Raw genomic sequence first — 23,904 nt, 5'->3', positions numbered from 1 at the left:
GTCCGCCCCCGCTACTTCAGCGAGCGGAGGTAGGCGAGAAGGTCGGGCAGCTGCGCGGCGGGGACCGGCTGTGGCGGCATGTAGTTGCCCGGCTTGACCGTCTGGGAGTTGGCGATCCAGCCGCCGAGGTGGCCCGCGTCGTTGGGCACCGCCCCGGCGCCGATGCTCCAGCGCGCGCCCACGTCCGACAGGTCGGGTCCGACCCGTCCCGACGCGTCGGTGCCCCGCACCGAGTGACAGGCGGCGCAGGTGCCCTGCACGAACGTCTGCTGGCCGCGGCGTTCGGCGTCGGTCCGGGGGGCGGGGGCCGGCGCGTCGAGGCGGGCGAGGTAGGCGTCGAAGTCCGCGCGGCTCTCGGCGACGACCAGGAACGCCATGTGCGCATGCTGGGTCCCGCAGTACTCCGCGCACTGGCCGCGGTAGCTGCCCTGCCGCTCGGCCCGCAGCCACGTCTCGCGCACCTCGCCGCTGATCAGGTCGGTCTTCGGCATGAGCTGCGGCACCCAGAAGCTGTGCAGCACGTCCGCGGTGCGCAGGCGCACCCGTACCCGCTCGCCGACCGGAATGTGGATCTCGTTGGCCGTGGCCCCCGACCTGCCCTCGTACCGCACCTCCCACCACCACTTGTGGCCGATCACCTCGACGGTGTGCGCGTCCGGGTCGGACGTCGTGCCGAGCGCGGCGAGGTCGCGCAGGCCCACCGCGTAGACGGCGACGAGGATGAGCAGGGGCACGCCCGCACCGGCGATCGCGACGAAGCGCAACGGCTGGCCGTGCCGCACCCGGACGGCTCCCCGGCGGAACACCAGCGCCCAGGCCAGCAGCGCCATGACCTCGACGAAGACCGCCACGGAGATCCAGAACAGCAGCCACCACAGGTTGGCCACGCGGATCGCCCCCGCGCCGTGGGCGTCCAGGGCGGACGGCGAGCCGCCGGAGCAGCCGGCGAGCAGGAGCAGGCCGCATGCCGCCGGCAGCGCCGGGAGCGGACGGGGCCGCCCGCGCCGCCCGGCGCGCCGGGCCGCCGTCCTGGTCGTGTCCGCTGTCGTGTCCACCAGGAGGGACACTAGATGCCATACGGTCCAGATCCCCCCTTTTCTCCCAAGGCTCCGGATTATTGGTCACAACGGGCTATCGTCTGCTTCACCACCACTCGTGAGCCAGCGCCCCGGGGCGCGGACAGGGAGATCATGCGCGCCCGCAGCGTGGACCTCGTCGCGGACACCGCCAGAGCGGCCGCCGCACGCCGGAGCATGGCGTGGTTCGCCGGGGGACTCGCGGCGGCGGCGACGGTGGCCGGGGGCTGGGTCGCCCCGCCGGACGAGGTGCAGGGCCAGGCACAGCGGCTGATGTACGTCCACGTCCCCGTCGCCTGGGTGGCGTACGCCGCGTTCGCCGTCGTGCTCGCCGGGGGCGGGGCGTACCTGATCGGCGGCGACCTGCGCTGGGACCGGTTCGCCCGGGCGGGCGCCGAGATCGGCGTGACCCTGACCGGCGTGGCCATCGCCACCGGGTCGATCTGGGGCCGGCTGGTCTGGGGCACCTGGTGGGCCTGGGACCCGCGGCTGGTCAGCACCGCGCTGCTGCTGCTCGCGTACGCCGGCTACCTGGCCCTGCGCCGCGCGGTGGCCGAGCGGACGGGGCCCGCGACGGCGGCGACCACCGGGTGGCCCGGGCGGCGGCGGTCCTCGGCGCGGCTGGGTTCCTGCTCGTGCCGGTGGTGCACTTCTCCGTCGTCTGGTGGCGGTCGCTGCACCAGCAGGCCACCGTGCTCGCCCCCGAGCGTCCGCCGATCGACCCGCGGATGGGCGCCGCCCTGCTGCTCGCCGTGGCCGCCGCCACGCTCGCCGCGCTCTGCGTCCTGCTGCACCGGGTGGTCCGCCTGGAACGCCGGCTCGCCGCCGACGCGGCCCCCGCCACCGACCGCCTCCCGGCCCGGGTCGGATGAGCCGCCGCCGGGCCGGCCGGGTCGCCGTCGTCGCCGTGGCGCTAGCGGGCGGCGCGCTGCTGGTCGCCGCCGCGCTGGCCGACACGCTCACCTACTACCGCACGCCCGCCGAGGTGCTCGGCGACCCCGCCGGAGCCCGGGAGCGGATCCGGCTCGGCGGCGACGTGGTGCCCGGGTCGCTGCGCCGCAGCGGCGATCTCGTGGTCTTCCGCCTCGCCGAGGGCGGCCGCGAGATCACCGTCGAGCAGCGCGGCGCGCCACCGGAGACGTTCCGGGAGGGCGAGGGGGCGGTGGTCGAGGGCATCCTGTCGACCGACGGCGTGTTCCGCGCCGACCACGTCGTGGTCCGGCACGGCAACGAGTACGGCCCGGTCACGGCATCCCCGGAGCCGGCCGGTGCTCGGTGACCTCGGCACCGCCAGCCTCGCCGCCGGGCTGCTCTGCGCGACCCTGACCGCCCTGCTCTGGCTGCGGGTGGCCCTGTTCGCCGCGCCGGCCCGACCGGCCCGGCTGGCCACCGCCGCGACCCTCGGCGCTGCCGCCGCCGCCTGCGCCCTGCTGGAGGCCGCCCTGCTGGGGCACGACTTCGGCGTTACGTTCGTGGCGGAGAACGGCGGCCGGCACGTCCCCGTCTACTACACCGTGACCAGCCTCTGGGCGGCGCTGGACGGGTCGCTGCTGCTCTGGCTGCTGGTCCTCGCCGGGTACGCCGCCCTGCTGGCCCGCCGCCGCCGGTACCCGGCCCGGCTGCACGCGTACGCGATGGCGGTCGTCAGCACGCTGACCGTGTTCTTCTTCGCGCTGTCCGCGTTCGCGGCCAACCCGTTCCGGCCGGTCAGCCCGGTGCCCGCCGACGGCCCCGGCCCGAACCCGCTGCTGCAGCAGCACCCGGCGATGGGGCTGCACCCGCCCCTGCTGTACGCCGGCTACCTGGGCCTGGCGGTGCCGTTCGCGTTCGCGCTCGCCGCGCCGCTGGCCGGGCCGCAGGGGCGGGACTGGCTGCGGGCCGCCCGCCCGTGGGCGCTGGCCGCCTGGGCGGCGCTGACCGCGGGCATCGGGCTCGGTGCCTGGTGGTCGTACGCGGTGCTGGGCTGGGGCGGCTACTGGGCGTGGGACCCGGTGGAGAACGCCTCCCTGCTGCCGTGGCTCACCGCCACCGCGTTCCTGCACACCGCCACCCGCCGCGGCACCGGCCGGGCCGGCTGGAACCTGGTGCTGGCCTGCGCGAGCTTCGTGCTGGTGCTGTTCGGCACGTTCCTCACCCGCTCCGGGGCGGTGTCCAGCGTGCACGCCTTCACGGACTCGCCGCTGGGGCCGATGCTGCTCGGCTTCGTCCTGCTGGCGGTGGTCGCGGCGACCCTCCTGGCGGGCCGCCGGGTGCCCGAGCCGCCCCGCCGCGCCGGCCCGGCCGCCGATCCCGGTCGCGGCGCGCCGGCGTTGTCCCGCGGCACCGCCGTACTGGTCAACGGCGTGCTGCTGGTGACGATCGCGGCGGTGGTGCTGATCGGCACGGTCTTCCCGCTGCTGTCCGGCCCGCTCGGGGGCGTCCGCGCGTCGGTGGGTCCGCCCTACTACGAGCGGACGGCGGTACCGCTGGCGGTCGCCGTGCTGCTGGTCATGGGGACGCTGCCGGCGGTCACGGCCCGCGCGGGGGGACTCCGGCGGCTCGCCGTGCCCGGGGGCGTGGCGCTGACCACCGTCGCGGCGGTGGGGCTGCTCAGCCGGCCCGGCGCGGCCGCGCTGACCGCGTTCGGGGCGGCGGCGTTCGTGCTCACCGGCGTGGCCGCGGAGCTGGCCGAGCGACTGCGGCGCGACCGGGGCACCGCCGCCACCGGGCACCGGCGGCGGTCGCCCGGCCGGTTCGCCGGGCTGGTCGCGCACGCCGGGATCGCCGTGGTCGCCGTGGGCGTGGCCGGGTCCGCCGCGTACGGCCGCGACGCGGAGCGGGTGGTCCGCACCGGGGAGACGCTGCGGGTGCCCGGCGCCTCCGCGCGCCTGGTCGGCGTGGACCGGAGCGCCGACGCGGGCACCATGACGGTGCGCGCGCGGCTGCGGCTGACCGGGGCGGGCGGCGAGCGCACGGTGGCACCCGCGCTGCGCTACCACCCCGGTCGGGACGCCACCGTCACCGTGCCGGCGATCCGCACCGGGCCGCTGCGGGACACGTACGTCACGCTGCTCGCGGTGGCCCCGGACGGCGGCAGCGCCACCGTACGGCTGGCGGTCAACCCGCTCGTCGGGCTGCTCTGGGCCGGCGGCGCGCTGACCGCCGCGGGGGGTCTGGTGGCGGCGGTCGGCGTCACCCGCCCACGCCGCCGGCCCGCCGCCCCGGCCACGTCCGAACCGGTCGCCGCCGAGACGCGGTCCGAGCCGGGTCCGGCCGAGACGCGGTCCGAGCCGGGTCCGGCCGGGACGCGGTCCGAGCCGGTCGCCGGGGCGGCGGGATGATCCGCCGCCGTTTCCGGCCGCCCCGTCCGGGCCCGGCGCTGGTGCTGGCGCTGACCGGCGTCCTCGGCGCGGTCTTCGCTCTCGGCCTGCGCTCGCCCGCGCCGCCGCCGGACACCGCCACGAACGGCGCAACACCCGGGCCGGCCCCGGCGCTCGCGGGCGCCACCCTCGACGGCGGCCGGTTCGACCTGGCCGACGCCCGCGGCGAGGTGGTGCTGGTGAACGTCTTCGCCTCCTGGTGCGGGCCCTGCCGCGACGAGTTGCCGCTGCTGGTCGACGCCGGCCGGCGCTGGTCCCCGCACGGGCTGCGGCTGGTCGGGCTGAACGTCCGGGACGGCGCCGAGGCTGTCCGGGCGCTGCTGGAGCAGACCGGCGCACAGGGGTTGACCGTGCTGCCGGACCCCGACGGCACCCGGGCGGTCGACTGGGGCGTGCGAGGCGTGCCCGAGACGTTCCTGGTGGACCGCAACGGCCGGGTCGTCGACCGACAGCGGGGCGTGGTCAGCCGGCAGTGGCTGGAACAGCGGGTGGCGCCGCTGCTGGCCGGATGAGGTGGCGTCGGGCCCTCGGGGCGCTCGTGGCCGCGGCGCTGCTCGCCGCGGCCGGTGCCGGACTGGCCCGGTCGGCGGGCGGCGCCGACGGTCAGGACCCGGTACGCGCCGTGGCCGCCGGGCTGCGCTGCCCGGCCTGCGAGGGCGAGTCGGTCGCCGACTCCCGCTCACCGATCGCGGCGGCGATGCGGCAGGCGGTCGCGGACCAGGTCGCGCAGGGCCGGGACGCCGAGGAGATCCGCCGGTGGTTCGTCGAGCGGTACGGCCGGGAGGTGCTGGCCGACGCGCCCGGCCCGGCCGGCCCGCTGCTCTGGGCCGTACCCGCGCTGGCCCTGCTGGGCGCCGGGTACGCGGCCCTGCGCACGTTGCGGCCCCGCGCGGCTTCGGCCGCCCCCGTCCCGCGCCGCGAGCAACCGGCAGGGGACGGGCGCCCCGCCGCCGACGGGACGACGCCGACCGGCCGGGGCACCCGCCGGGCATGGCAGGCATGCTCGGTCGGGGTGGTCGCCCTCGTCGCGTCGGTCGCGGTGGCCGCCGGCCGGCTCGACCGGCCGGGCGCGCGGCCCGAGCCCGCCGACCCGGTGACGGTCGCGGTGGGGCTGGCCCGGGACCTGGAGGAACAGCAGCGCTACGACGCCGCCGCGCGGATGTACGAGGAGGCACTGCGGGACCGGCCCGACGACGCGATCCGGCTGCGCCTCGCGTTCGCGCTGCTGCGGGCCGGCGACTCGGCCGGGGCGGAGGAGTCGGCGCGGGCGGTGCTGGCCCGCGCCCCGGACTCCCCCGACGGCCTGCTGGTGCTTGGGCTGGCGCAGCGCGACCGCCGCTCCCCCGAGGCGGCGGCGACGCTGCGCCGGTTCCTCGCACTGGCGCCGCAGCATCCGGCCGCCGCCGAGATCCGCCGGCTCGTCGCCGCCGCCGGCTGACCGGCCGGCGCGACGCTCGATCTCCGGCTTTCCGGGTATGCAACTGTGATGAGGACGCCGATGTGGATCAGAACCAGCGCCGCCGTCGCGCTGACCGCGGCGATCGGCGCCGCGGCGACAGACCCGTCGACCCGCTGGTACCGCCGGCTGCGCAAGCCCTCCTGGCAGCCACCCGCCGCGGCCTTCCCCGCCGTGTGGACCCCGCTGTACGGCCTAGCCGTAGCTTCCAGCCCGAAAACAACGGTAACGCTGGTCAACCGGCTCTCGGCGCGAGCAGCACCGCTGTCCTGCAGCACCTGCTCGTCCTGGCCGCGGGTCGACACCCGCGCGTACCCGACGCGGATCCGGTCGTGCGGCTGCGCGCCGCCGGCCGGCGCGACGGCGGAGGCGATCGTCATGCCGGACATCGTCTCGGAAACGTCCCGCAACCACGGTGTCGGGGTACTCGTTGGAGTGCAGAGGTGAGTACGGCTGATCTTGCAGAGGTCAGGTGTCGTGGTGGGCGCCTTGTTCGTCACGGTGGGTTGCGTCTTGCAGGCGCAGGCGGGTGAGGCCGAGCATGTCGATCAGCCATCCGGGTCCGCCGGTGATGCCGCGGGCGCGTAGGAGGGTGTCGACCTCGTGGTGGGTCGCCGGAGTGGTGCGGGCGAGGAAGTCCTCGCAGATCTGGAGCAGGAGTTGCAGCAGGTCGCCGCGGTTGGTGTCGCTGGTGGCTGCGGGGTCGTCCGGGGTGGGCATCAGGCGACGTTCTCGATGGCGGTGAGGCGGTTCTTGAGTCGGTAGCTGGGGCCGTTGATGGGGACGACGTCGCAGTGGTGCAGGAGCCGGTCGAGGATGGCGGTGGCCAGGACCTCGTCGCCGAAGACTTGGCCCCATTCGCCGAAGCCTTTGTTCGAGGTCAGCAGGGTGGAGCCCTTCTCGTAGCGTTTCGAGATCACTTGGAAGACGAGGTTGGCCTCGGGTCGTTCGAGGGGTTGGTAGCCCACTTCGTCGATGACCAGGACGGTGGGGCGTAGGTAGGTTTGCAGCTTGCGGGCCAGGCGGCCGATCGCGTCGGCGGCGGTGAGGTGGCGGACCATGTCGTCGAGGGTGGTGAAGTAGACGGTGAATCCGGCTCGGCAGGCGGCGACCGCGAGGGACACGGCGATGTGGGTCTTGCCGACGCCGGGTGGGCCGAGGAGAGCGACGTTGGCCTTGGCCTGCACGAATGCGAGGGTCGCGAGGTCACGGACCTTGCGGGGGTCCAGGTCGGGTTGGAAGCTGAAGTCGTAGTCGTCGAGGGTCTTGTGGTGCGGCAGCTTCGACAGGCGTAGCCCGGCGCGGAAGCGGCGTTCGTCGCGGACGGCGAGTTCCTCTTCCAGGACGAGGTCGAGGAACTCCAGGTAGCCCATGGCTTCGGTGTCGGCCCGGCCGGTGAGTTCCCGCAGCGTCTTGGCCAGGTGAGGCAGGCCGAGTTTGGTGGCGCTGGCGTGGATGCGGTTGGTGACCAGCTCACTCACTTCGAGACGTCCTTCAGGTGTGGGCGGTTGGTGAACGGGCTGGCCGCAGCGATCTGCTCATAGACCGACAGCGGCCGGGCCTCGACGGCGATCTGGGCGGCGGCGGCCCGGTTGAGCAGGGCTTGCAGCGGCCCCTGGCCGCCGTCGTGACGGGCCGGTCGGCGTGCGGTCGACTGCCCGCTGTCGGGGTCGCCGATGGTGACGGCCCGGGTGTGTCCGTCGGGCAGACCGTCCCAGTGGCTCTCGTCGACCACGCGGGCGCCGCGGCCCACGGCCCGCTGGTGCGTGGCCAGCAGCGTGGTGCCGTCCAGACCGGGCACGATGGCGTGAATAGTGATCGTGGCGGCGGTCGCCCGAATCTCCACGAGTTGGCGGTGGCGGACCCGTCGGGCCGGCACGGAGTAGAGGTTGCCGGCGTAGGCGACCAGGCAGTCCTTGCCGACGTGCCGCAGATGCCGGTCGGCGACCACATACGGCCGGGCGGGGATCGGTCGCAGCGCGGCGTGGTCGCGGACCGCCCGCACGCCGATGATCTCGCCGTGGGTGCGATGCCTTACGGCCCGCCGCTGTGGCACCCAGGCCATGAACGTGGCGTCGAGTTCGGCCAGCGACGAGAACGCCCGCCCGGCCAGGACATGATCGCGGATGATGGTGACCTGCAACGCCGTTGCGTTTGGCGATCGGCGGATGAGTCAAGGGGGACTTTGAAGACGCGAACGGGACTTCTGATAGATCAACTTGTGTCGAGCAAGAAGATCATGCCTCAGGAGTCCCGTTGCAGGAGAAGTCTGTCATCACCCGGTCGATCGAGGTAGCCGGGGGTGTGCACGCGCCCGGACATCTGGGCGAGTTGACCCAGATCATCGACTTCGACCTGGTCGACGCGGTGCTGGAAGAAACCGGGACACGCGAGAAGCGGCTGCGGCTGCTGCCGTCTCGGGTCGTGGTGTACTTCGTCCTCGCACTCGCCCTGCTCGACCGCTGTTCCTACCGAGCGACGTGGGGGAAGCTGACCGCGGCCCTGGCCGGCTTGTGCCTGACGCGGCCGAGTATCTCCTCACTGTCACGCGCTCGCCGCCGGGTCGGAGTAGCGCCGCTACGGCGCCTGTTCGAGACCCTGGCCGGTGCCGTCGGTCTGCTCGGCCAGCCCGGCGTGTTCTACCGGGGCCTGCGTACCGTGGCCATCGACGGCACCCACCTGCACGTGCCCGACGAGGAACGGGTCACCTGGCGCTACCCCAAACGCGTAGGAGACAAGCTGGAGTTCGGCTACCCGCTGCTACGGCTGCTCGTGGTGATCGAGTGTGGGACCCGCGCCCTGCTCGCCGCGGCCTTCGGCCCCGAAACAGAAGGCGAACTGGCTTACGCGCGGCGGCTTCTGGGCGTCCTGGACCGCACGATGCTGCTGCTGGCCGACGCCGGCTTCGACGCCGCGGAATTCCTGCGCGACGTCGGCGCCACCGGCGCGCAGTTCCTGGTCCGCTCATCCGCCCGCCGCTGCCCGACCATCCAGCGTCGCCTACCCGACGGCTCCTACCTGGCCCGCATCGGCTACGGCAGCCTACCCGCTCTCATCCTGGTGCGGGTCATCGAAGCGCAGGTCACCGTCACACTGGCCGACGGCAGCCTGCGGCGCGAGCAGTGGCGGCTGATCACCAGCCTGACAGACCACACCCGCTACCCCGCCCACGAACTCGTGGACCTCTACCACGAACGCTGGCAGGCCGAAACCACGTATTTCTCGATCAAAGCGACCATGCTCGACGGCCGCGTCCTGCGCTCCCGCAGCATCCCCGGGATCGAGCAGGAGGTGTACGCCCTGCTCACCGCCTACCAGGCCCTCATCCGCGCGGCAGCAGACGCCACCTGCACCCAGCCCGGCCTGGACATGGACCGGATCAGCTTCACCGTCCTCATCGACGCCGCCGCCGACACGATCACCACCGCCAGCGGAATCCTTCCCGGCAGCTCAACCGACCTCCTCGGCACGATAGGCCACGCCGCGCTGGCCGACCTCCTACCCGCCTGGCGCCGCCCTCGAATCAAGGCCCGCTCCCGCAAGAACCCGACCAGCAAGTACAGCCCGAACGCCGGACAGCACCCCGCAACCACGCAGACCTACACCTTCCACGCCGACATCACAATCTTCGAAAAGGGGCTTGCCTCCCGCTCACGGCGCTAAACGCAACGGTGTTGTGGTGACCTGCCGTTCGACCCGCCCTTTGCCGGTCGGCCGATAGGCGGCCAGCACATCGATGTCGAAGTCGTAGTGCCCGGCGAACGCGACCGCTTCCGGGTGCAGCGGCACCGCCTGGCCCGGGGCGACATGCCGGCGGACCACGGTCTTGGTCCGGTCGTAGACGATCGCCCCGGGAACCCCGCCGAAGTGCGCGAACGCCCGCCGGTGACACTCCCAGAACGCGGCCAGGTCCCGGCTGGTGGTGAAACAGCAGAACGGGTCCCGCGAGTACGACAGCACCATGTGAAACGAGTACACCTTCGGGATCCCGACATGGGCCAGGATGCCGCCTTCGTCGCCCCAGTCCACCTGCGCCTGGGCGCCCGGAACGACCTCGAACCGGCGGTGCAGCCCGGCCAGCTGATCCGGACTGATCCCCAACTCCGCAGCGATCCGCGGCCGGGCCTGCTGCAGATACAGCTTCACCCGCTGATAGTTGCCGGTGAACCCGTACTGCTCGACAAGGCGTTCATGGATCACCGTGCCCTTGAGCAGCAACTCCGCCCGCAGCCACGCATCGACCACGTGCGCGAACACGTCGATCAACTGCCCCCGAGCCGGCCGCGCCCGAACCGGCGGCACCACCTCGCCGCTACCAGCAGCCAGGTACTTCTTCACCGTCCGCCAGTTCAGGCCCGTCTCACGAGCGATCTCCGAGACACTCGCACCAGCCTCGTGCAACGCCCGGAACCGGCGCACATCCAGCCACCGCTGCTCATCCATCGCTCCCATCGCCAGCCGCCCCACGTCTGCCCGATCACGACCCGAGCAGCCTCACCCTCAGTCACCCGCTGACGACGGACAAACAGTGCGCACCTCTGCAAGATCAGCTGTACTTAGCTCTGCACTCCAGGCCGTACCCCGACACACGGCGACGACACGCCGGTTCCGGGACGGGTTTCGGGACTCGGCGGCCTGCGGGAACATCGGCGGCCGCGCCCGGTAGTGGATCGTCCCGGAAACGAGCGTTTCCGGGACGGCTGATCCGGCCCGTCGATCCGGCCGTGCAGCCCGCCACCCCAACGCTTTAGCGCCGGATTCCCGGCCGTTGGTCCAACGGGCCGTGCCGGGAACGGACGACATCGCCGAGTACACCGCCCTGCTGTGCTGGCCCGCAAGGAACAGGTGCGGGCCGAACGGCAGGCCATGGTAAGCGCGATGGGCCTGCCGATCGGCAGCATACGCACGGAATGATCGACTACTGTGGACGTGTACTGGATTCCGCTGAGCGTCGGTGAGCGGACCGGGATCGTCCGCCGTGGCGGCAATGCCTTCGAGCGGGTCTCGGCCCGTCGTACGCCCCGGCGGCGGGCAAGCATCCATACCAGGGGCCCGTACGAAGCCATCCACCGACCCACCATCGAGCGGAGTCAACAACGGCGTCGCTACCTCGTCCATCTACGACATGGACGAGTCCGGGTTGTCGTCCACATCTTCCATTGGCGAGTCCGAGTCATTTTGGGCGGTCAATGCCACAGGTTCGGGGTTGTTTCCAGCGGCAACCCGCCCACCCGGCACGGCAGGCAATCCCGCCAGCCCCGCAGCATCATCCGGCAGGGGCCACAACCGCACCGTCTCGTCATGGCTTGCGGAGGCCAGCATCCGCCGGCCCGGCCCCGCCTGCCAGGATGTCACCCCCCACACCGGGCCGGTGTGGCCTTCCAACGTCTGGAGCAGGCGGCCGTCGGCCGTATCCCAGATCCGTACCGTCCGATCCGCGCTGGCGGAGGCCAGCAGCCGCCGGCCCGATTCCTCCTGCCACGACGTCACCGCCAACACCGGGCCGGTGTGGCCTTCCAACGTCCGGAGCAGGCGACGGTCGGCCGTATCCCAGATCCGCACCGTCCGATCCCTGCTGGTGGAGGCCCGCATCCGCCGGCCCGACGCCTCCTGCCACGACGTCACCGCCCACACCGGGCCGGTGTGGTCCAACGTCTGGATCAGGCGACCGTCGGCCGCATCCCAGATCCGCACCGTCCGATCCGTGCTGGTGGAGGCCAGCATCCGCCGGCCCGACACCGCCGGCCACAACGTTACCGCCCGCACCGGGCCGGTGTGGCCTTCCAATGTCCGGAGCAGGCGGCCGTCGGCCGCATCCCAGATCCGCACCGTCCGATCCATGCCGGCGGAGGCCAGTATCCGCCGGCCCGACGCCTCCTGCCACGACGTCACCGCGAACACCGGGCCGGTGTGGCCTTCCAACGTCCAGATCAGGCGGCCGTCGGCCGCATCCCAGATCCGCACCGTCTCGTCCCCGCTGGCGGAGGCCAGCATCCGCCGGCCCGACGCCTCCTGCCACGACGTCGACGCGTACACCGGGCCGGTGTGGCCTGTCAGCAGCCGCGGGGACACCACCGCCGGCGGCGGCGTGGCAGCACCGGCGGGAGCCTGCCCGACGTGCGCGTCCGACTCCGCGGCCGCTGCCTCAACCCGGCCAATCCGGCCACTCAACGCCCCGACACTGGTCGCGGGCACAGGTGCGGGGTCGTTTCCAGCGGCAGCCCGCCCACCCGGCGCGGCAGGCAATCCCGCCAGCCCTGCAGCACCATCCGGCAGGGGCCACAACCGCACCGTCCGGTCATGACTGGCGGAGGCCAGCATCCGCCGGCCCGGCCCCGCCGGCCACGACGTCACCCCCCGCACCGCGCGGGTGTGGCCTTCCAACGTCCGGAGCAGGCGACCGTCGGCCGCATCCCAGATCCGCACCGTCTGATCCCTGCCGGCAGAGGCCAGCAGCCGCCGGCCCGACGCCTCCTCCCACGACGTCACCGCCCACACTTCGTCGGTGTGGCCTTCCAACGTCTGGAGCAGGCGGCCGTCGGCCGCATCCCAGATCCGCACCGTCTGATCCCTGCCGGCGGAGGCCAGCAGCTGCCGGCCCGACTCGTCCTGCCACGACGTCACCGCCAACACCTCGCCGGTGTGGCCTTCCAATGTCTGGAGCAGGCGGCCGTCGGCCGCATCCCAGATCCGCACCGTCTCGTCGTCGCTGGCGGAGGCCAGCAGCTGCCGGCCCGACTCGTCCTGCCACGACGTCACCGCCGACACCTGGTCGGTGTGGCCTTCCAACGTCTGGAGCAGGCGGCCGTCGGCCGCATCCCAGATCCGCACCGTCTCGTCCCCGCTGGCGGAGGCCAGCAGCTGCCGGCCCGACTCGTCCTGCCACGACGTCACCGCCAACACCGCGTCGGTGTGGCCTTCCAACGTCCCGATCAGGCGACCGTCGGCCGCATCCCAGATCCGCACCGTCCCATCCGTGCCGGCGGAGGCCAGCAGCCGCTGGCCCGATTCCTCCTGCCACGACGTCACCGCCCGCACCGGGCCGGTGTGGTCTTCCAACGTCTGGATCAGGCGGCCGTCGGCCGCATCCCAGATCCGCACCGTCCGATCCATGCCGGCGGAGGCCAGCATCCGCCGGCCCGACTCCTCCTGCCACGACGTCACCGCCCGCACCCACTCGGTGTGGCCGGTCAGCAGCCGCGGGGACACCACCGCCGGCGGCGGCGTGGCAGCACCGGCGGGAGCCTGCCCGACGTGCACGTCCGACTCCGCGGACGCTGCCTCAACCCGGCCAACCCGGCCACTCAACTCCCCGACACTGGTCCCGGACACAGGTCCGGGGTCGTTTCCAGCGCCAACCCGCCCACCCGGCACGGCAGGCAACCCCGCCAGCCCCGCAGCAGCGCCCGGCAGGGTCCACAACCGCACCGTCTGATCCCTGCCGGCGGAGGCCAGCATCCGCCGGCCCGGCCCCGCCGGCCACGACGTCACCGCCAACACCGTGTCGGTGTGGCCTTCCAACGTCCCGACCAGGCGACCGTCGGCCGCATCCCAGATCCGCACCGTCTCGTCCCCGCTGGCGGAGGCCAGCAGCCGCCGGCCCGACTGCTCCTGCCACGACGTCACCGCCGACACCGTGTCGGTGTGGCCTTCCAACGTCTGGAGCAGGCGACCGTCGGCCGCATCCCAGATCCGCACCGTCTCGTCCGCGCTGGCGGAGGCCAGCAGCCGCCGGCCCGACTCCTCCTGCCACGACGTCACCGCCCACACCGGGTCGGTGTGGCCTTCCAACGTCTGGAGCAGGCGACCGTCGGCCGCATCCCAGATCCGCACCGTCTCGTCCATGCTGGCGGAGGCCAGCAGCCGCCGGCCCGGCCCCTCCTGCCACGAGGTCACCGCGAACACCGGGTCGGTGTGGCCTTCCAACGTCTGGAGCAGGCGACCGTCGGCCGCATCCCAGATCCGCACCGTCTCGTCCATGCTGGCGGAGGCCAGCAGCCGCCGGCCCGACCCCTCCTCCTCCCACGATGTCACCGCCAACACCGAGCGGGTGTGGCCTGCCAATGTCCGGAGTAGGCGACCGTCGGCCGCATCCCAGATCCGCACCGTCTCGTCCCTGCTGGCGGAGGCCAGCAGCCGCTGGCCCGGCCCCTCCTGCCACGAGGTCACCGCGTACACCGGGCCGGTGTGGCCGTCCAATGTCTGGAGCAGGCGGCCGTCGGCCGCATCCCAGATCCGCACCGTCTGATCCCCGCTGGCGGAGGCCAGCAGCCGCCGGCCCGACTCCTCCTGCCACGACGTCACCGCCGACACCATGCCGGTGTGGCCGGTCAGCAGCTGCGGGGACACCACTGCTGGCGGCGTGGCAGCATCGGCGGGAGCCTGCCCGACGTGCGCGTCCAACTCCGCGGCCGCTGCCTCAACCCGGCCAATCCGGCCGCTCAACGCCCCGACACTGGTCGCGGGCACAGGTGCGGGGTTGTTTCCAGCGGCAACCCGCCCACCCGGCACGGCAGGCAACCCCGCCAGCCCCGCAGCACCATCCGGCAGGGGCCACAACCGCACCGTCCGATCCCCGCTGGCGGAGGCCAGCATCCGCCGGCCCGGCCCGCCGGCCACGACATCACCGCCCACACCCAGTCGGTGTGTCCTTCCAACGTCTGGAGCAGGCGGCCGTCGGCCGCATCCCAGATCCGCACCGTCTGATCCCCGCTGGCGGAGGCCAGCAGCCGCTGGCCCGACGCCGCCTGCCACGACGTCACCGCCGACACCGGGCGGGTGTGGCCTTCCAACGTCTGGAGCAGGCGACCGTCGGCCGCATCCCAGATCCGCACCGTCTCGTCCCAGCTGGCGGAGGCCAGCAGCCGCTGGCCCGACGCCGCCTGCCACGACGTCACCGCGAACACCGGGTCGGTGTGGCCGTCCAACGTCTGGAGCAGGCGGCCGTCGGCCGCATCCCAGATCCGCACCGTCTCGTCCGCGCTGGCGGAGGCCAGCAGCCGCTGGCCCGATTCCTCCTGCCACGACGTCACCGCCGACACCGCGTCGGTGTGGCCTGCCAACGTCTGGAGCAGGCGGCCGACGGCCGCATCCCAGATCCGCACCGTCTCGTCCACGCTGGCGGAGGCCAGCAGCCGCCGGCCCGATTCCTCCTGCCACGACGTCACCGCCAACACCTCGTCGGTGTGGCCTTCCAACGTCCGGAGCAGGCGACCGTCGGCCGCATCCCAGATCCGCACCGTCTCGTCCACGCTGGCGGAGGCCAGCAGCCGCCGGCCCGACTCCTCCTGCCACGACGTCACCGCCAACACCTCGTCGGTGTGGCCTTCCAACGTCCGGACCAGGCGACCGTCGGCCGCATCCCAGATCCGCACCGTTCGGTCGTCGCTGGCGGAGGCCACCATCCGCTGGCCCGACGTCTCCTGCCACGACGTCACCGCCCGCACCTCCTCGGTGTGGCCGGTCAGCAACTGCGGGGGCACCACCGGCGGCGGCGTGGCAGCACCGGCGGGAGTCTGCCCGATGTGCGCGTCCAACTCCGCGGCCGCTGCCTCAACCCGGCCAATCCGGCCGCTCAGCTCCCCGACACTGGTCGCGGGCACAGGTGCGGGGTCGTTTCCAGCGGCAGCCCGCCCACCCGGCACGGCAGGCAACCCCGCCAACCCCGCAGCACTATCCGGCAGGGGCCACAACCGCACCGTCTGATCCCCGCCGGCGGAGGCCAGCATCCGCCCGCCCGACTCCTCCGGCCACGACGTCACCGCCAACACCCAGTCGGTGTGGCCTTCCAACGTCCGGACCAGGCGACCGTCGGCCGCATCCCAGATCCGCACCGTCCGATCCCCGCTGGCGGAGGCCAGCAGCCGCTGGCCCGACGCCTCCTGCCACGACGTCACCGCCGACACCTCGTCGGTGTGGCCTTCCAACGTCCGGACCAGGCGACCGTCGGCCGCATCCCAGATCCGCACCGTCCGATCCCCGCTGGCGGAGGCCAGCAGCCGCTGGCCCGACTCCTCCTGCCACGACGTCACCGCGAACACCTCGTCGGTGTGGCCTTCCAACGTCTGGAGCAGGCGACCGTCGGCCGCATCCCAGATCCGCACCGTCTCGTCCCCGCTGGCGGAGGCCAGCAGCCGCTGGCCCGATTCCTCCTGCCACGACGTCACCGCCCGCACCCACTCGGTGTGGCCTTCCAACGTCCGGATCAGGCGGCCGTCGGCCGCATCCCAGATCCGCACCGTCTGATCCCCGCTGGCGGAGGCCAGCATCCGCCGGCCCGACTCCTCCTGCCACGACGTCACCGCCCACACCGTGCGGGTGTGGCCTTCCAACGTCCGGATCAGGCGGCCGTCGGCCGCATCCCAGATCCGCACCGTCTGATCCCCGCTGGCGGAGGCCAGCATCCGCCGGCCCGACGCCTCCTGCCACGACGTCACCGCCCACACCGGGCCGCTGTGGCCTTCCAACGTCCCGACCAGGCGACCGTCGGCCGCATCCCAGATCCGCACCGTCCGCTCGTCGCCGGCGGAGGCCAGCAGCCGCTGGCCCGACGCCTCCTGCCACGACGTCACCGCCGACACCGTGTCGGTGTGGCCGGTCAGCAACTGCGGAGACACCACCGCCGGTGGCGGCGTGGCAGCACCGGCGGGAGCCTGCCCGACGTGCGCGTCCGGCTCCGCGGCCGCTGCCTCACCCTGGCCAATCCGGCTACGCAACTCCCCGACACTGGTCGCGGGCACAGGTGCGGGGTCGTTTCCAGCGGCAACCCGCCCACCCGGCACGGCAGGCAACCCCGCCAACCCCGCAGCAGCATCCGGCAGGGGCCACAACCGCACCGTCTGATCCCCGCCGGCGGAGGCCAGCATCCGCCCGCCCGACTCCTCCGGCCACGACGTCACCGCCAACACCTCGTCGGTGTGGCCTTCCAACGTCCGGACCAGGCGACCGTCGGCCGCATCCCAGATCCGCACCGTCTCGTCCATGCTGGCGGAGGCCAGCAGCCGCCGGCCCGGCCCCTCCTGCCACGACGTCACCGCCGACACCGTGTCGGTGTGGCCTTCCAACGTCCGGACCAGGCGACCGTCGGCCGCATCCCAGATCCGCACCGTCTCGTCCACGCTGGCGGAGGCCAGCAGCTGCCGGCCCGACTCGTCCTGCCACGACGTCACCGCCGACACCGTGTCGGTGTGGCCTTCCAACGTCCGGAGCAGGCTACCGTCGGCCGCATCCCAGATCCGCACCGTCTCGTCCACGCTGGCGGAGGCCAGCAGCCGCCGGCCCGACGCCTCCTGCCACGACGTCACCGCCGACACCGCGCCGGTGTGGCCTGCCAACGTCCGGAGCAGGCTACCGTCGGCCGCATCCCAGATCCGCACCGTCTCGTCCAAGCTGGCGGAGGCCAGCAGCCGCCGGCCCGACTCCTCCTGCCACGACGTCACCGCCAACACCTCGTCGGTGTGGCCTTCCAACGTCTGGAGCAGGCGGCCGTCGGCCGCATCCCAGATCCGCACCGTCTCGTCCAAGCTGGCGGAGGCCACCAGCCGCCGGCCCGACTCCTCCTGCCACGACGTCACCGCCAACACCGGGCCGGTGTGGCCCTCCAACGTCCCGACCAGGCGACCGCCGGCCGCATCCCAGATCCGCACCGTCCGCTCGTCGCCGGCGGCGGCTAGCAGCCGCCGGCCCGACTCCTCCTGCCACGACGTCACCGCGAACACCGTGCCGGTGTAGCCGGTCAGCAGCTGCGGGGACACCACCGGCGGCGGCGTGGCAGCACCGGCGGGAGCCTGTCCGACGTGCGCGTCCGACTCCACGGCCGCGGCCTCAACCCGGCCAACCCGGCCACTCAACTCCCCGACACTGGTCGCGGGCACAGGTGCGGGGTCGTTTCCAGCGGCAACCCGCCCACCCGGCACGGCAGGCAACCCCGCCAGCCCCGCAACACCATCCGGCAGGGTCCACAACCGCACTGTCCGATCCGCGCTGGCGGAGGCCAGCACCTGCCGGCCCGACTCCTCCTGCCACGATGTCACCGCGAACACCGTGCCGGTGTGGCCTTCCAACGTCCGGAGCAGGCGGCCGTCGGCCGCATCCCAGATCCGCACCGTCCGATCCCCGCTGGCGGAGGCCAGCAGCCGCCGGCCCGGCCCCTCCTGCCACGACGTCACCGCCCGCACCGTGCCGGTGTGGCCTGCCAACGTCCGGACCGGGCGGTCGTCGGCCGCATCCCAGATCCGCACCGTCCGATCCTCGCCGGCGGAGGCCAGCAGCCGCCGGCCCGACTCCTCCTGCCACGACGTCACCGCCCACACCGCGTCGGTGTGGCCTCTAAATGTCTGGAGCAGGCGGCCGTCGGCCGCATCCCAGATCCGCACCGTCTCGTCCCCGCTGGCGGAGGCCAGCAGCCGCCGGCCCGACTCCTCCTGCCACGACGTCACCGCCAACACCGTGCCGGTGTGGCCGTCCAACGTCCGGATCAGGCGGCCGTCGGCCGCATCCCAGATCCGCACCGTCTCGTCCAAGCTGGCGGAGGCCAGCAGCCGCCGGCCCGACTCCTCCTGCCACGACGTCACCGCCCGCACCGGGCCGGTGTGGCCTCTTAATGTCTGGAGCAGGCGGCCGTCGGCCGCATCCCAGATCCGCACCGACCGATCCGCACCGGCGGAGGCCAGCATCCGCCGGCCCGACGCCTCCTGCCACGACGTCACCGCCGACACCGTGCCGGTATGGCCTTCCAACGTCCCGACCAGGCGACCGTCGGCCGCATCCCAGATCCGCACCGACCGATCCGTGCTGGCGGAGGCCAGCAGCCGCCGGCCCGACTCCTCCTGCCACGACGTCACCGCCCACACCGCGCCGGTGTGGCCGGTCAGCAACTGCGGAGACACCACCGCCGGCGGCGGCGTGGCAGCACCGGCGGGAGCCTGCCCGACGTGCGCGTCCAACTCCGCGGCCGCTGCCTCAACCCGGCCAATCCGGCCGCTCAACGCAGCGATGTCGGACACCGATCGGACGTACTCGCTCATGTCACGCAACCCCCGCGCGAGCCTGAGGTCCCGCAGCCCGTCGAGGTACCGGCCGGACAGCCGATCCAGGACCGACCGCGCCTGGCCGACGTCCTGGCCGCGTTCGGCCGCCTCCACCAACGGCCTCTCAGCGGCTTCAAGTCTGTCAATACGCGCCGCATGGCCACCCACCAGAGCCTCCCACCGCTGGATGAGATGATCGGTGATGGTGGCCGCGCCACCGAGAGCGGCGGCATGCACCGTATCGACGAACAACGGATAGAACGTACCCATTTCCTCATCGGCCAGACCGCCCCGACCACCGGGTGACACGAACTCGACCAACATCAACGGCGCGTTTCCGTCCCGTCCCACCACCGGGTGTCCGTACCACCTGCGGTCGCCTCCTTGCTCGACGACCTGGACCCGCACCTGGAAAAGCTCCGCCAACTCGTTGAGGAACCCACCCGAATACACTTCGGCACCGCGCGCAGACCGCAGATCCCGGATCACCACATGATCGGAACCCAGCCGCCCCTCCATCCGGTCCAGCAGCGCCTGCGCCCGTGTCTCCACGTTGTCGAACCCGCGATACAGGCCCGGCCGCACACCACTGAGCGTCTGCGCCAACGAGTCCAGCAAACACAACAGCCCGTCACCCCGGCGATCCCCCCGGTGCATCCACTCCGGCAACCCACCCGCCGACGGCTGCCCCCCACCCGGAACCACACCGTCCGGCCCGGCCACCCACTCGTACAACACCGGAGCATCGCCGGCGTGTGGTGACGGTGCCGGTTGCGGTGGTGGCACGGTTACGCTGGCCTGCCCCGGCAACACCGCCGCCCGAGCCGGCAGCAACCGGATCTGTTCCTCCAACAACTCCCGCGCCAACCCGAACGCGCTCACCGCGGAGAGCAACTCCGCGCTCCGCTGCTCGGACACCCCCGGCACCCGCCCCACCACGTCCACCCGCCGCGGCACCAGCGGCACGTCCAGGGCAGCCCGGAGCCTGGAAACCTGCGCTCCCGGGTCTGCCGGACCGTCCGCCGACCACAACAACGCCACGTCCCCGCCATGATCAGCCAGGAACCGGGTGAACTCCGCCCCACTGCGTAATCGCATGTGGGACAGGTCAGCACGCTGCCACCCGCCGTATCCTCGAACCACGACCGGTCCGTCCGATCCCGTAGAGAGGACCCAGGCGCCCAGATACACCGCCCGCAACACGTCCCGGACGGCGTCCGGTACCGTCGCTCCCTCTCCGGCCAAGACGATCCCCGGTGGCACCGCCGCGGCCCACACCCGCCCAATCTGGTCCGCTACCAGGCCTTCCACCTCACCGGTCAACCGCCCAGCCCTCGCCAACGCCGTCACCAACTGCTGACTGTCGCGGTGCCCCGCCCATTCCTCCAGCCGCAGATCGAGCCGATCCGTTTCCCCAGCCCCACCCACCCACTCGCGTGTATGCCGGACCAACTCCTCACCCAACGCGACCAGCTGCTCCACCCGCTCACCCATCCGGCGATGCGCCCGCACCCCTGCCGTGCCGGCGGCGTCCGGGGTCGACAGGTCGACCGCCACCGGATCGGTCACGGTCACATCGGGAAGCATCGCCGTCAGCTCCGGAACCCGAGCCCGCCACTGCTCAGCCGCCCCACCCGGTTGCAGCGCCGCCGCGATCGGGGGCAACTCGGACCGCACCCGGGTCCAACTCTGCGCCTCGACGAGATTCGACACCTCCCGAGTGCCTACCACCGGCTCGCCAGCGGCCATCTCACCCAACCGCACCGGCCACAGGTCACCCTCCGCCACATGCGCCAACACCACCGGCGATACCCGCCCACCGAACCCGTGCACCACCACATACACCGGCTCCCGCAACCCCGACTCCACCGGCGGCAACGCACTGTTCAGGAACGTGTCGAACAATGTGTCCACGACCGCCGTGGGATGCACCGGATGCGGCCCCGGCACACCCACCACCAACACCCGCGCGCCATCCGGCACCCACCCCACCGGCCCCACGTCCGGCGTCGCCCCCGCCACACTCTCCCCGGCAAGCAACCCCGCCTGCCGCAACTCCACCACCCGCCACCGACCAAGCCCTGACGACGGCACCGGAGGGAACACCCAATCCCGCATATACGAGGCCGCCCGCTGCCCGAACCGCGCCCAACGCCGGTCCGGCGGCAGGAGGTACGGCGCATGCGCACCGTGCAATCCCCGCGCCTCCCGGTAGAACTGAGCCGACCGGGCATCCTCCGGACGGATCGGACGCGCGTGGAACTCCCACAGCAACGCCCCACCCGCGAACGTCTCCCGACCCGAGAAATCGACAGGAATCAGACCCTGAGGAACAGACCTCGCCACCGCGCCCGCCACATAACGCGAACGGATCGCTACCGCCCCCGACTGGCCACGCCTTACCCGCAACGCCGCGACCTCGACCACCGTCCGAGGCTCCACCAACGGACCAGCACCATACGGCGACAACTCGATCACCGCCGTCGCAGGCACCCGCACCCCCGAGAGCCGGCCATCAAGCAATCGCCCCACCAGATCCAGCACACCCTCATGCCCGCGATCGCCGAACGCCAGCACCACCCGCCACACCCCACCACGGCCCTGCACCTCGTCCAGCAGCTCATCCGCAGACCGATCCCACGTCCTCTCAACCGCCCTCGCCGCCCACGCTTCGGCATCCGTCACCGCCTGCCGCTGCGCCACCACCGACAGACCTCGCGGATCAACCTCAGCGCCCACACCATCCGGATACACCACCACCGCCTCGGCGGGGCCGGCAGCACTGGCGAAACCCCGAACCGTCCGGAACACCTCCCCCGACACCGCGGACACAGGTCCGGGGTCGTTTCCAGCGGCAGCCCGCCCACCCGGCGCGGCAGGCAACCCCGCCAGCCCCGCAGCACCATCCGGCAGGGGCCACAACCGCACCGTCCGGTCATGACTGGCGGAGGCCAGCATCCGCCGGCCCGGCCCCGCCGGCCACGACGTCACCTCCAACACCGGGCCGGTGTGGCCTTCCAACGCCCGGAGCAGGCGACCGTCGGCCGCATCCCAGATCCGCACCGTCCGATCCCCGCTGGCGGAGGCCACCAGCCACTCGTCCGCCCCGCCTGCCACGACGTCACCGCCCGCACCGGGCCGGTGTGGCCTTCCAACGTCCGGAGCAGGCGACCGTCGGCCGCATCCCAGATCCGCACCGTCCCATCCGCGCCGGCGGAGGCCAGCATCCGCCGGCCCGACGCCTCCTGCCACGACGTCACCGCCACCACCGGGCCGGTATGGCCCTCCAACGTCCCGACCAGGCGACCGTCGGCCGCATCCCAGATCCGCACCGTCCCATCCGCGCCGGCGGAGGCCAGCAGCCGCCGGCCCGACGCCTCCTGCCACGACATCACCGCCCGCACCGGGCCGGTGTGGTCTTCCAACGTCCCGACCAGGCGACCGTCGGCCGCATCCCAGATCCGCACCGTCCGATCCATGCCGGCGGAGGCCAGCAGCCACCGGCCCGACTGCTCCTGCCACGACGTCACCGCCACCACCGGGCCGGTATGGCCCTCCAACGTCCCGACCAGGCGACCGTCGGCCGCATCCCAGATCCGCACCGACCGATCCGCACCGGCGGAGGCCAGCAGCCACCGGCCCGACGCCTCCTCCCACGACGTCACCGCCACCACCGCGCCGGTATGGCCCTCCAACGTCCCGACCAGGCGACCGTCGGCCGCATCCCAGATCCGCACCGACAGATCCGCACCGGCGGAGGCCAGCAGCCGCCGGCCCGACGCCGCCTGCCACGACGTCACCGCCCACACCGCGCCGGTGTGGCCGGTCAGCAACTGCGGAGACACCACCACCGCCGGTGGCGGCGTGGCAGCACCGGCGGGAGCCTGCCCGACGTGCGCGTCCAACTCCGCGGCCGCTGCCTCAACCCGGCCAATCCGGCCGCTCAACTCCCCGACACTGGTCGCGGGCACAGGTGCGGGGTTGTTTCCAGCGGCAACCCGCCCACCCGGCACGGCAGGCAACCCCGCCAGCCCCGCAGCACCATCCGGCAGGGTCCACAACCGCACCGTCCGGTCATGACTGGCGGAGGCCAGCATCCGCCGGCCCGGCCCCGCCGGCCACGACGTCACCTCCAACACCGGGCCGGTGTGGCCTTCCAACGTCCGGAGCAGGCGGCCGTCGGCCGCATCCCAGATCCGCACCGTCCGATCCCCGCTGGTGGAGGCCAGCAGCCGCCGGCCCGACGCCTCCTGCCACGACGTCACCGCCCACACCGGGTCGGTGTGGCCTTCCAACGTCCCGACCAGGCGGCCGTCGGCCGCATCCCAGATCCGCACCGACCGATCCTCGCCGGCGGAGGCCAGCAGCCGCCGGCCCGACGCCTCCTGCCACGACGTCACCGCCCGCACCGTGCCGGTGTGGCCTTCCAACGTCCCGACCAGGCGACCGTCGGCCGCATCCCAGATCCGCACCGACCGATCCGCACCGGCGGAGGCCAGCAGCCGCCGGCCGCCTCCTGCCACGACGTCCGCCCACACCGTGCCGGTGTGGCCTTCCAACGTCCCGACCAGGCGACCGTCGGCCGCATCCCAGATCCGCACCGACCGATCCGCACCGGCGGAGGCCAGCAGCCGCCGGCCCGCCCCTCCTGCACGACGTCACCGCCCACACCGTGCCGGTATGGCCTTCCAACGTCCCGACCAGGCGACCGTCGGCCGCATCCCAGATCCGCACCGACCGATCCGCACCGGCGGAGGCCAGCAGCCGCCGGCCCGCCTCCTGCCACGACGTCACCGCCGACACCGTGCCGGTATGGCCTTCCAACGTCCCGACCAGGCGACCGTCGGCCGCATCCCAGATCCGCACCGACCGATCCGCACCGGCGGAGGCCAGCATCCGCCGGCCCGACGCCTCCTGCCACGACGTCACCGCCCACACCGCGCCGGTGTGGCCGGTCAGCAACTGCGGAGACACCACCGCCGGCG

Annotated in this window: 15 protein-coding genes and 2 pseudogenes; 8 read left to right on the top strand and 9 right to left on the bottom strand. The window is 73.2% G+C overall.

Annotated features, from left to right (window positions below):
* Positions 1-11: 11 nt before the first annotated feature.
* On the bottom strand, positions 12-1,055 hold the full coding sequence (gene coxB / locus JD77_RS22355; RefSeq protein WP_145776033.1) for a cytochrome c oxidase subunit II: 1,044 nt from the start codon (positions 1,053-1,055) through the stop codon (positions 12-14).
* 15 nt (positions 1,056-1,070) lie between these two features.
* On the opposite strand from coxB, the pseudogene ccsA reads away from it, so the two are divergent.
* From ccsA to JD77_RS33960, 7 genes and pseudogenes are all read left to right on the top strand, one after another.
* Positions 1,071-1,562: pseudogene (ccsA, locus tag JD77_RS35590) on the top strand (cytochrome c biogenesis protein CcsA); the annotation flags it as partial.
* Between the two features lie 104 nt (positions 1,563-1,666).
* Positions 1,667-1,948 carry a hypothetical protein gene (locus JD77_RS22345; RefSeq protein ID WP_145776032.1) on the top strand — a complete coding sequence of 94 codons (282 nt, stop codon included), beginning with the start codon at positions 1,667-1,669 and terminating at the stop codon, positions 1,946-1,948.
* Complete coding sequence (locus tag JD77_RS22340) at positions 1,945-2,355, top strand: cytochrome c maturation protein CcmE (RefSeq protein ID WP_145776031.1); 411 nt, start codon at positions 1,945-1,947, stop codon at positions 2,353-2,355. Before JD77_RS22345 ends, JD77_RS22340 begins: the two co-directional genes overlap by 4 nt.
* Complete coding sequence (locus tag JD77_RS22335; protein ID WP_145776030.1) at positions 2,345-4,396, top strand: heme lyase CcmF/NrfE family subunit; 2,052 nt, start codon at positions 2,345-2,347, stop codon at positions 4,394-4,396. Before JD77_RS22340 ends, JD77_RS22335 begins: the two co-directional genes overlap by 11 nt.
* A complete protein-coding gene (locus JD77_RS22330) occupies positions 4,393-4,947 on the top strand; it encodes a TlpA family protein disulfide reductase (protein WP_145776029.1) in 555 nt (184 codons plus the stop codon). Before JD77_RS22335 ends, JD77_RS22330 begins: the two co-directional genes overlap by 4 nt.
* Positions 4,944-5,873 carry a cytochrome c-type biogenesis protein CcmH gene (locus tag JD77_RS22325; RefSeq protein ID WP_145776028.1) on the top strand — a complete coding sequence of 310 codons (930 nt, stop codon included), beginning with the start codon at positions 4,944-4,946 and terminating at the stop codon, positions 5,871-5,873. Before JD77_RS22330 ends, JD77_RS22325 begins: the two co-directional genes overlap by 4 nt.
* A gap of 48 nt (positions 5,874-5,921) precedes the next feature.
* A complete protein-coding gene (locus JD77_RS33960) occupies positions 5,922-6,338 on the top strand; it encodes a tryptophan-rich sensory protein (protein WP_246140835.1) in 417 nt (138 codons plus the stop codon).
* A gap of 21 nt (positions 6,339-6,359) precedes the next feature.
* Here the strand turns inward: JD77_RS33960 and JD77_RS22310 are convergent, their stop codons facing one another.
* From JD77_RS22310 to JD77_RS22300, 3 genes are read right to left on the bottom strand one after another with little or no spacing between them, the layout of a single operon-like run.
* The gene (locus JD77_RS22310) at positions 6,360-6,611 is read right to left on the bottom strand and encodes a hypothetical protein (RefSeq protein ID WP_145776027.1); all 252 of its coding nucleotides are present in this window, start codon (positions 6,609-6,611) and stop codon (positions 6,360-6,362) included.
* Positions 6,611-7,372 carry an IS21-like element helper ATPase IstB gene (gene istB, locus JD77_RS22305; protein ID WP_013289162.1) on the bottom strand — a complete coding sequence of 254 codons (762 nt, stop codon included), beginning with the start codon at positions 7,370-7,372 and terminating at the stop codon, positions 6,611-6,613. Before istB ends, JD77_RS22310 begins: the two co-directional genes overlap by 1 nt.
* Positions 7,369-8,034 carry a Mu transposase domain-containing protein gene (locus JD77_RS22300; RefSeq protein ID WP_246140623.1) on the bottom strand — a complete coding sequence of 222 codons (666 nt, stop codon included), beginning with the start codon at positions 8,032-8,034 and terminating at the stop codon, positions 7,369-7,371. The genes istB and JD77_RS22300 overlap by 4 nt, the downstream gene beginning before the upstream one ends.
* A gap of 113 nt (positions 8,035-8,147) precedes the next feature.
* Between JD77_RS22300 and JD77_RS22295 the strand changes: the two genes are divergently transcribed.
* Entirely contained in the window at positions 8,148-9,554 is a 1,407-nt protein-coding gene (locus JD77_RS22295) for an IS4 family transposase (RefSeq protein ID WP_145773096.1), read from the top strand.
* Here JD77_RS22295 and istA read toward each other — a convergent pair.
* From istA to JD77_RS35585, 5 genes and pseudogenes are all read right to left on the bottom strand, one after another.
* Positions 9,543-10,334 carry an IS21 family transposase gene (gene istA / locus JD77_RS22290; protein ID WP_246140622.1) on the bottom strand — a complete coding sequence of 264 codons (792 nt, stop codon included), beginning with the start codon at positions 10,332-10,334 and terminating at the stop codon, positions 9,543-9,545. The two genes, JD77_RS22295 and istA, sit on opposite strands and share 12 nt — an antisense overlap.
* 675 nt (positions 10,335-11,009) lie before the next feature.
* Positions 11,010-14,450: a WD40 repeat domain-containing protein gene (locus tag JD77_RS22285; RefSeq protein ID WP_246141331.1), complete on the bottom strand. Its 3,441-nt coding sequence runs from the start codon at positions 14,448-14,450 to the stop codon at positions 11,010-11,012.
* On the bottom strand, positions 14,333-21,910 hold the full coding sequence (locus JD77_RS33955; RefSeq protein WP_246141330.1) for a WD40 repeat domain-containing protein: 7,578 nt from the start codon (positions 21,908-21,910) through the stop codon (positions 14,333-14,335). The genes JD77_RS22285 and JD77_RS33955 overlap by 118 nt, the downstream gene beginning before the upstream one ends.
* A complete protein-coding gene (locus JD77_RS22275) occupies positions 21,907-23,520 on the bottom strand; it encodes a WD40 repeat domain-containing protein (protein ID WP_145776024.1) in 1,614 nt (537 codons plus the stop codon). Before JD77_RS22275 ends, JD77_RS33955 begins: the two co-directional genes overlap by 4 nt.
* A 130-nt stretch (positions 23,521-23,650) precedes the next feature.
* Positions 23,651-23,893, bottom strand: a pseudogene (locus tag JD77_RS35585) (hypothetical protein); the annotation flags it as partial.
* Between the last annotated feature and the right edge of the window lie 11 nt (positions 23,894-23,904).

This window comes from Micromonospora olivasterospora (assembly GCF_007830265.1).
Lineage (GTDB): Bacteria > Actinomycetota > Actinomycetes > Mycobacteriales > Micromonosporaceae > Micromonospora > Micromonospora olivasterospora.
This window is presented reverse-complemented; position numbering and strand designations above follow the sequence as displayed.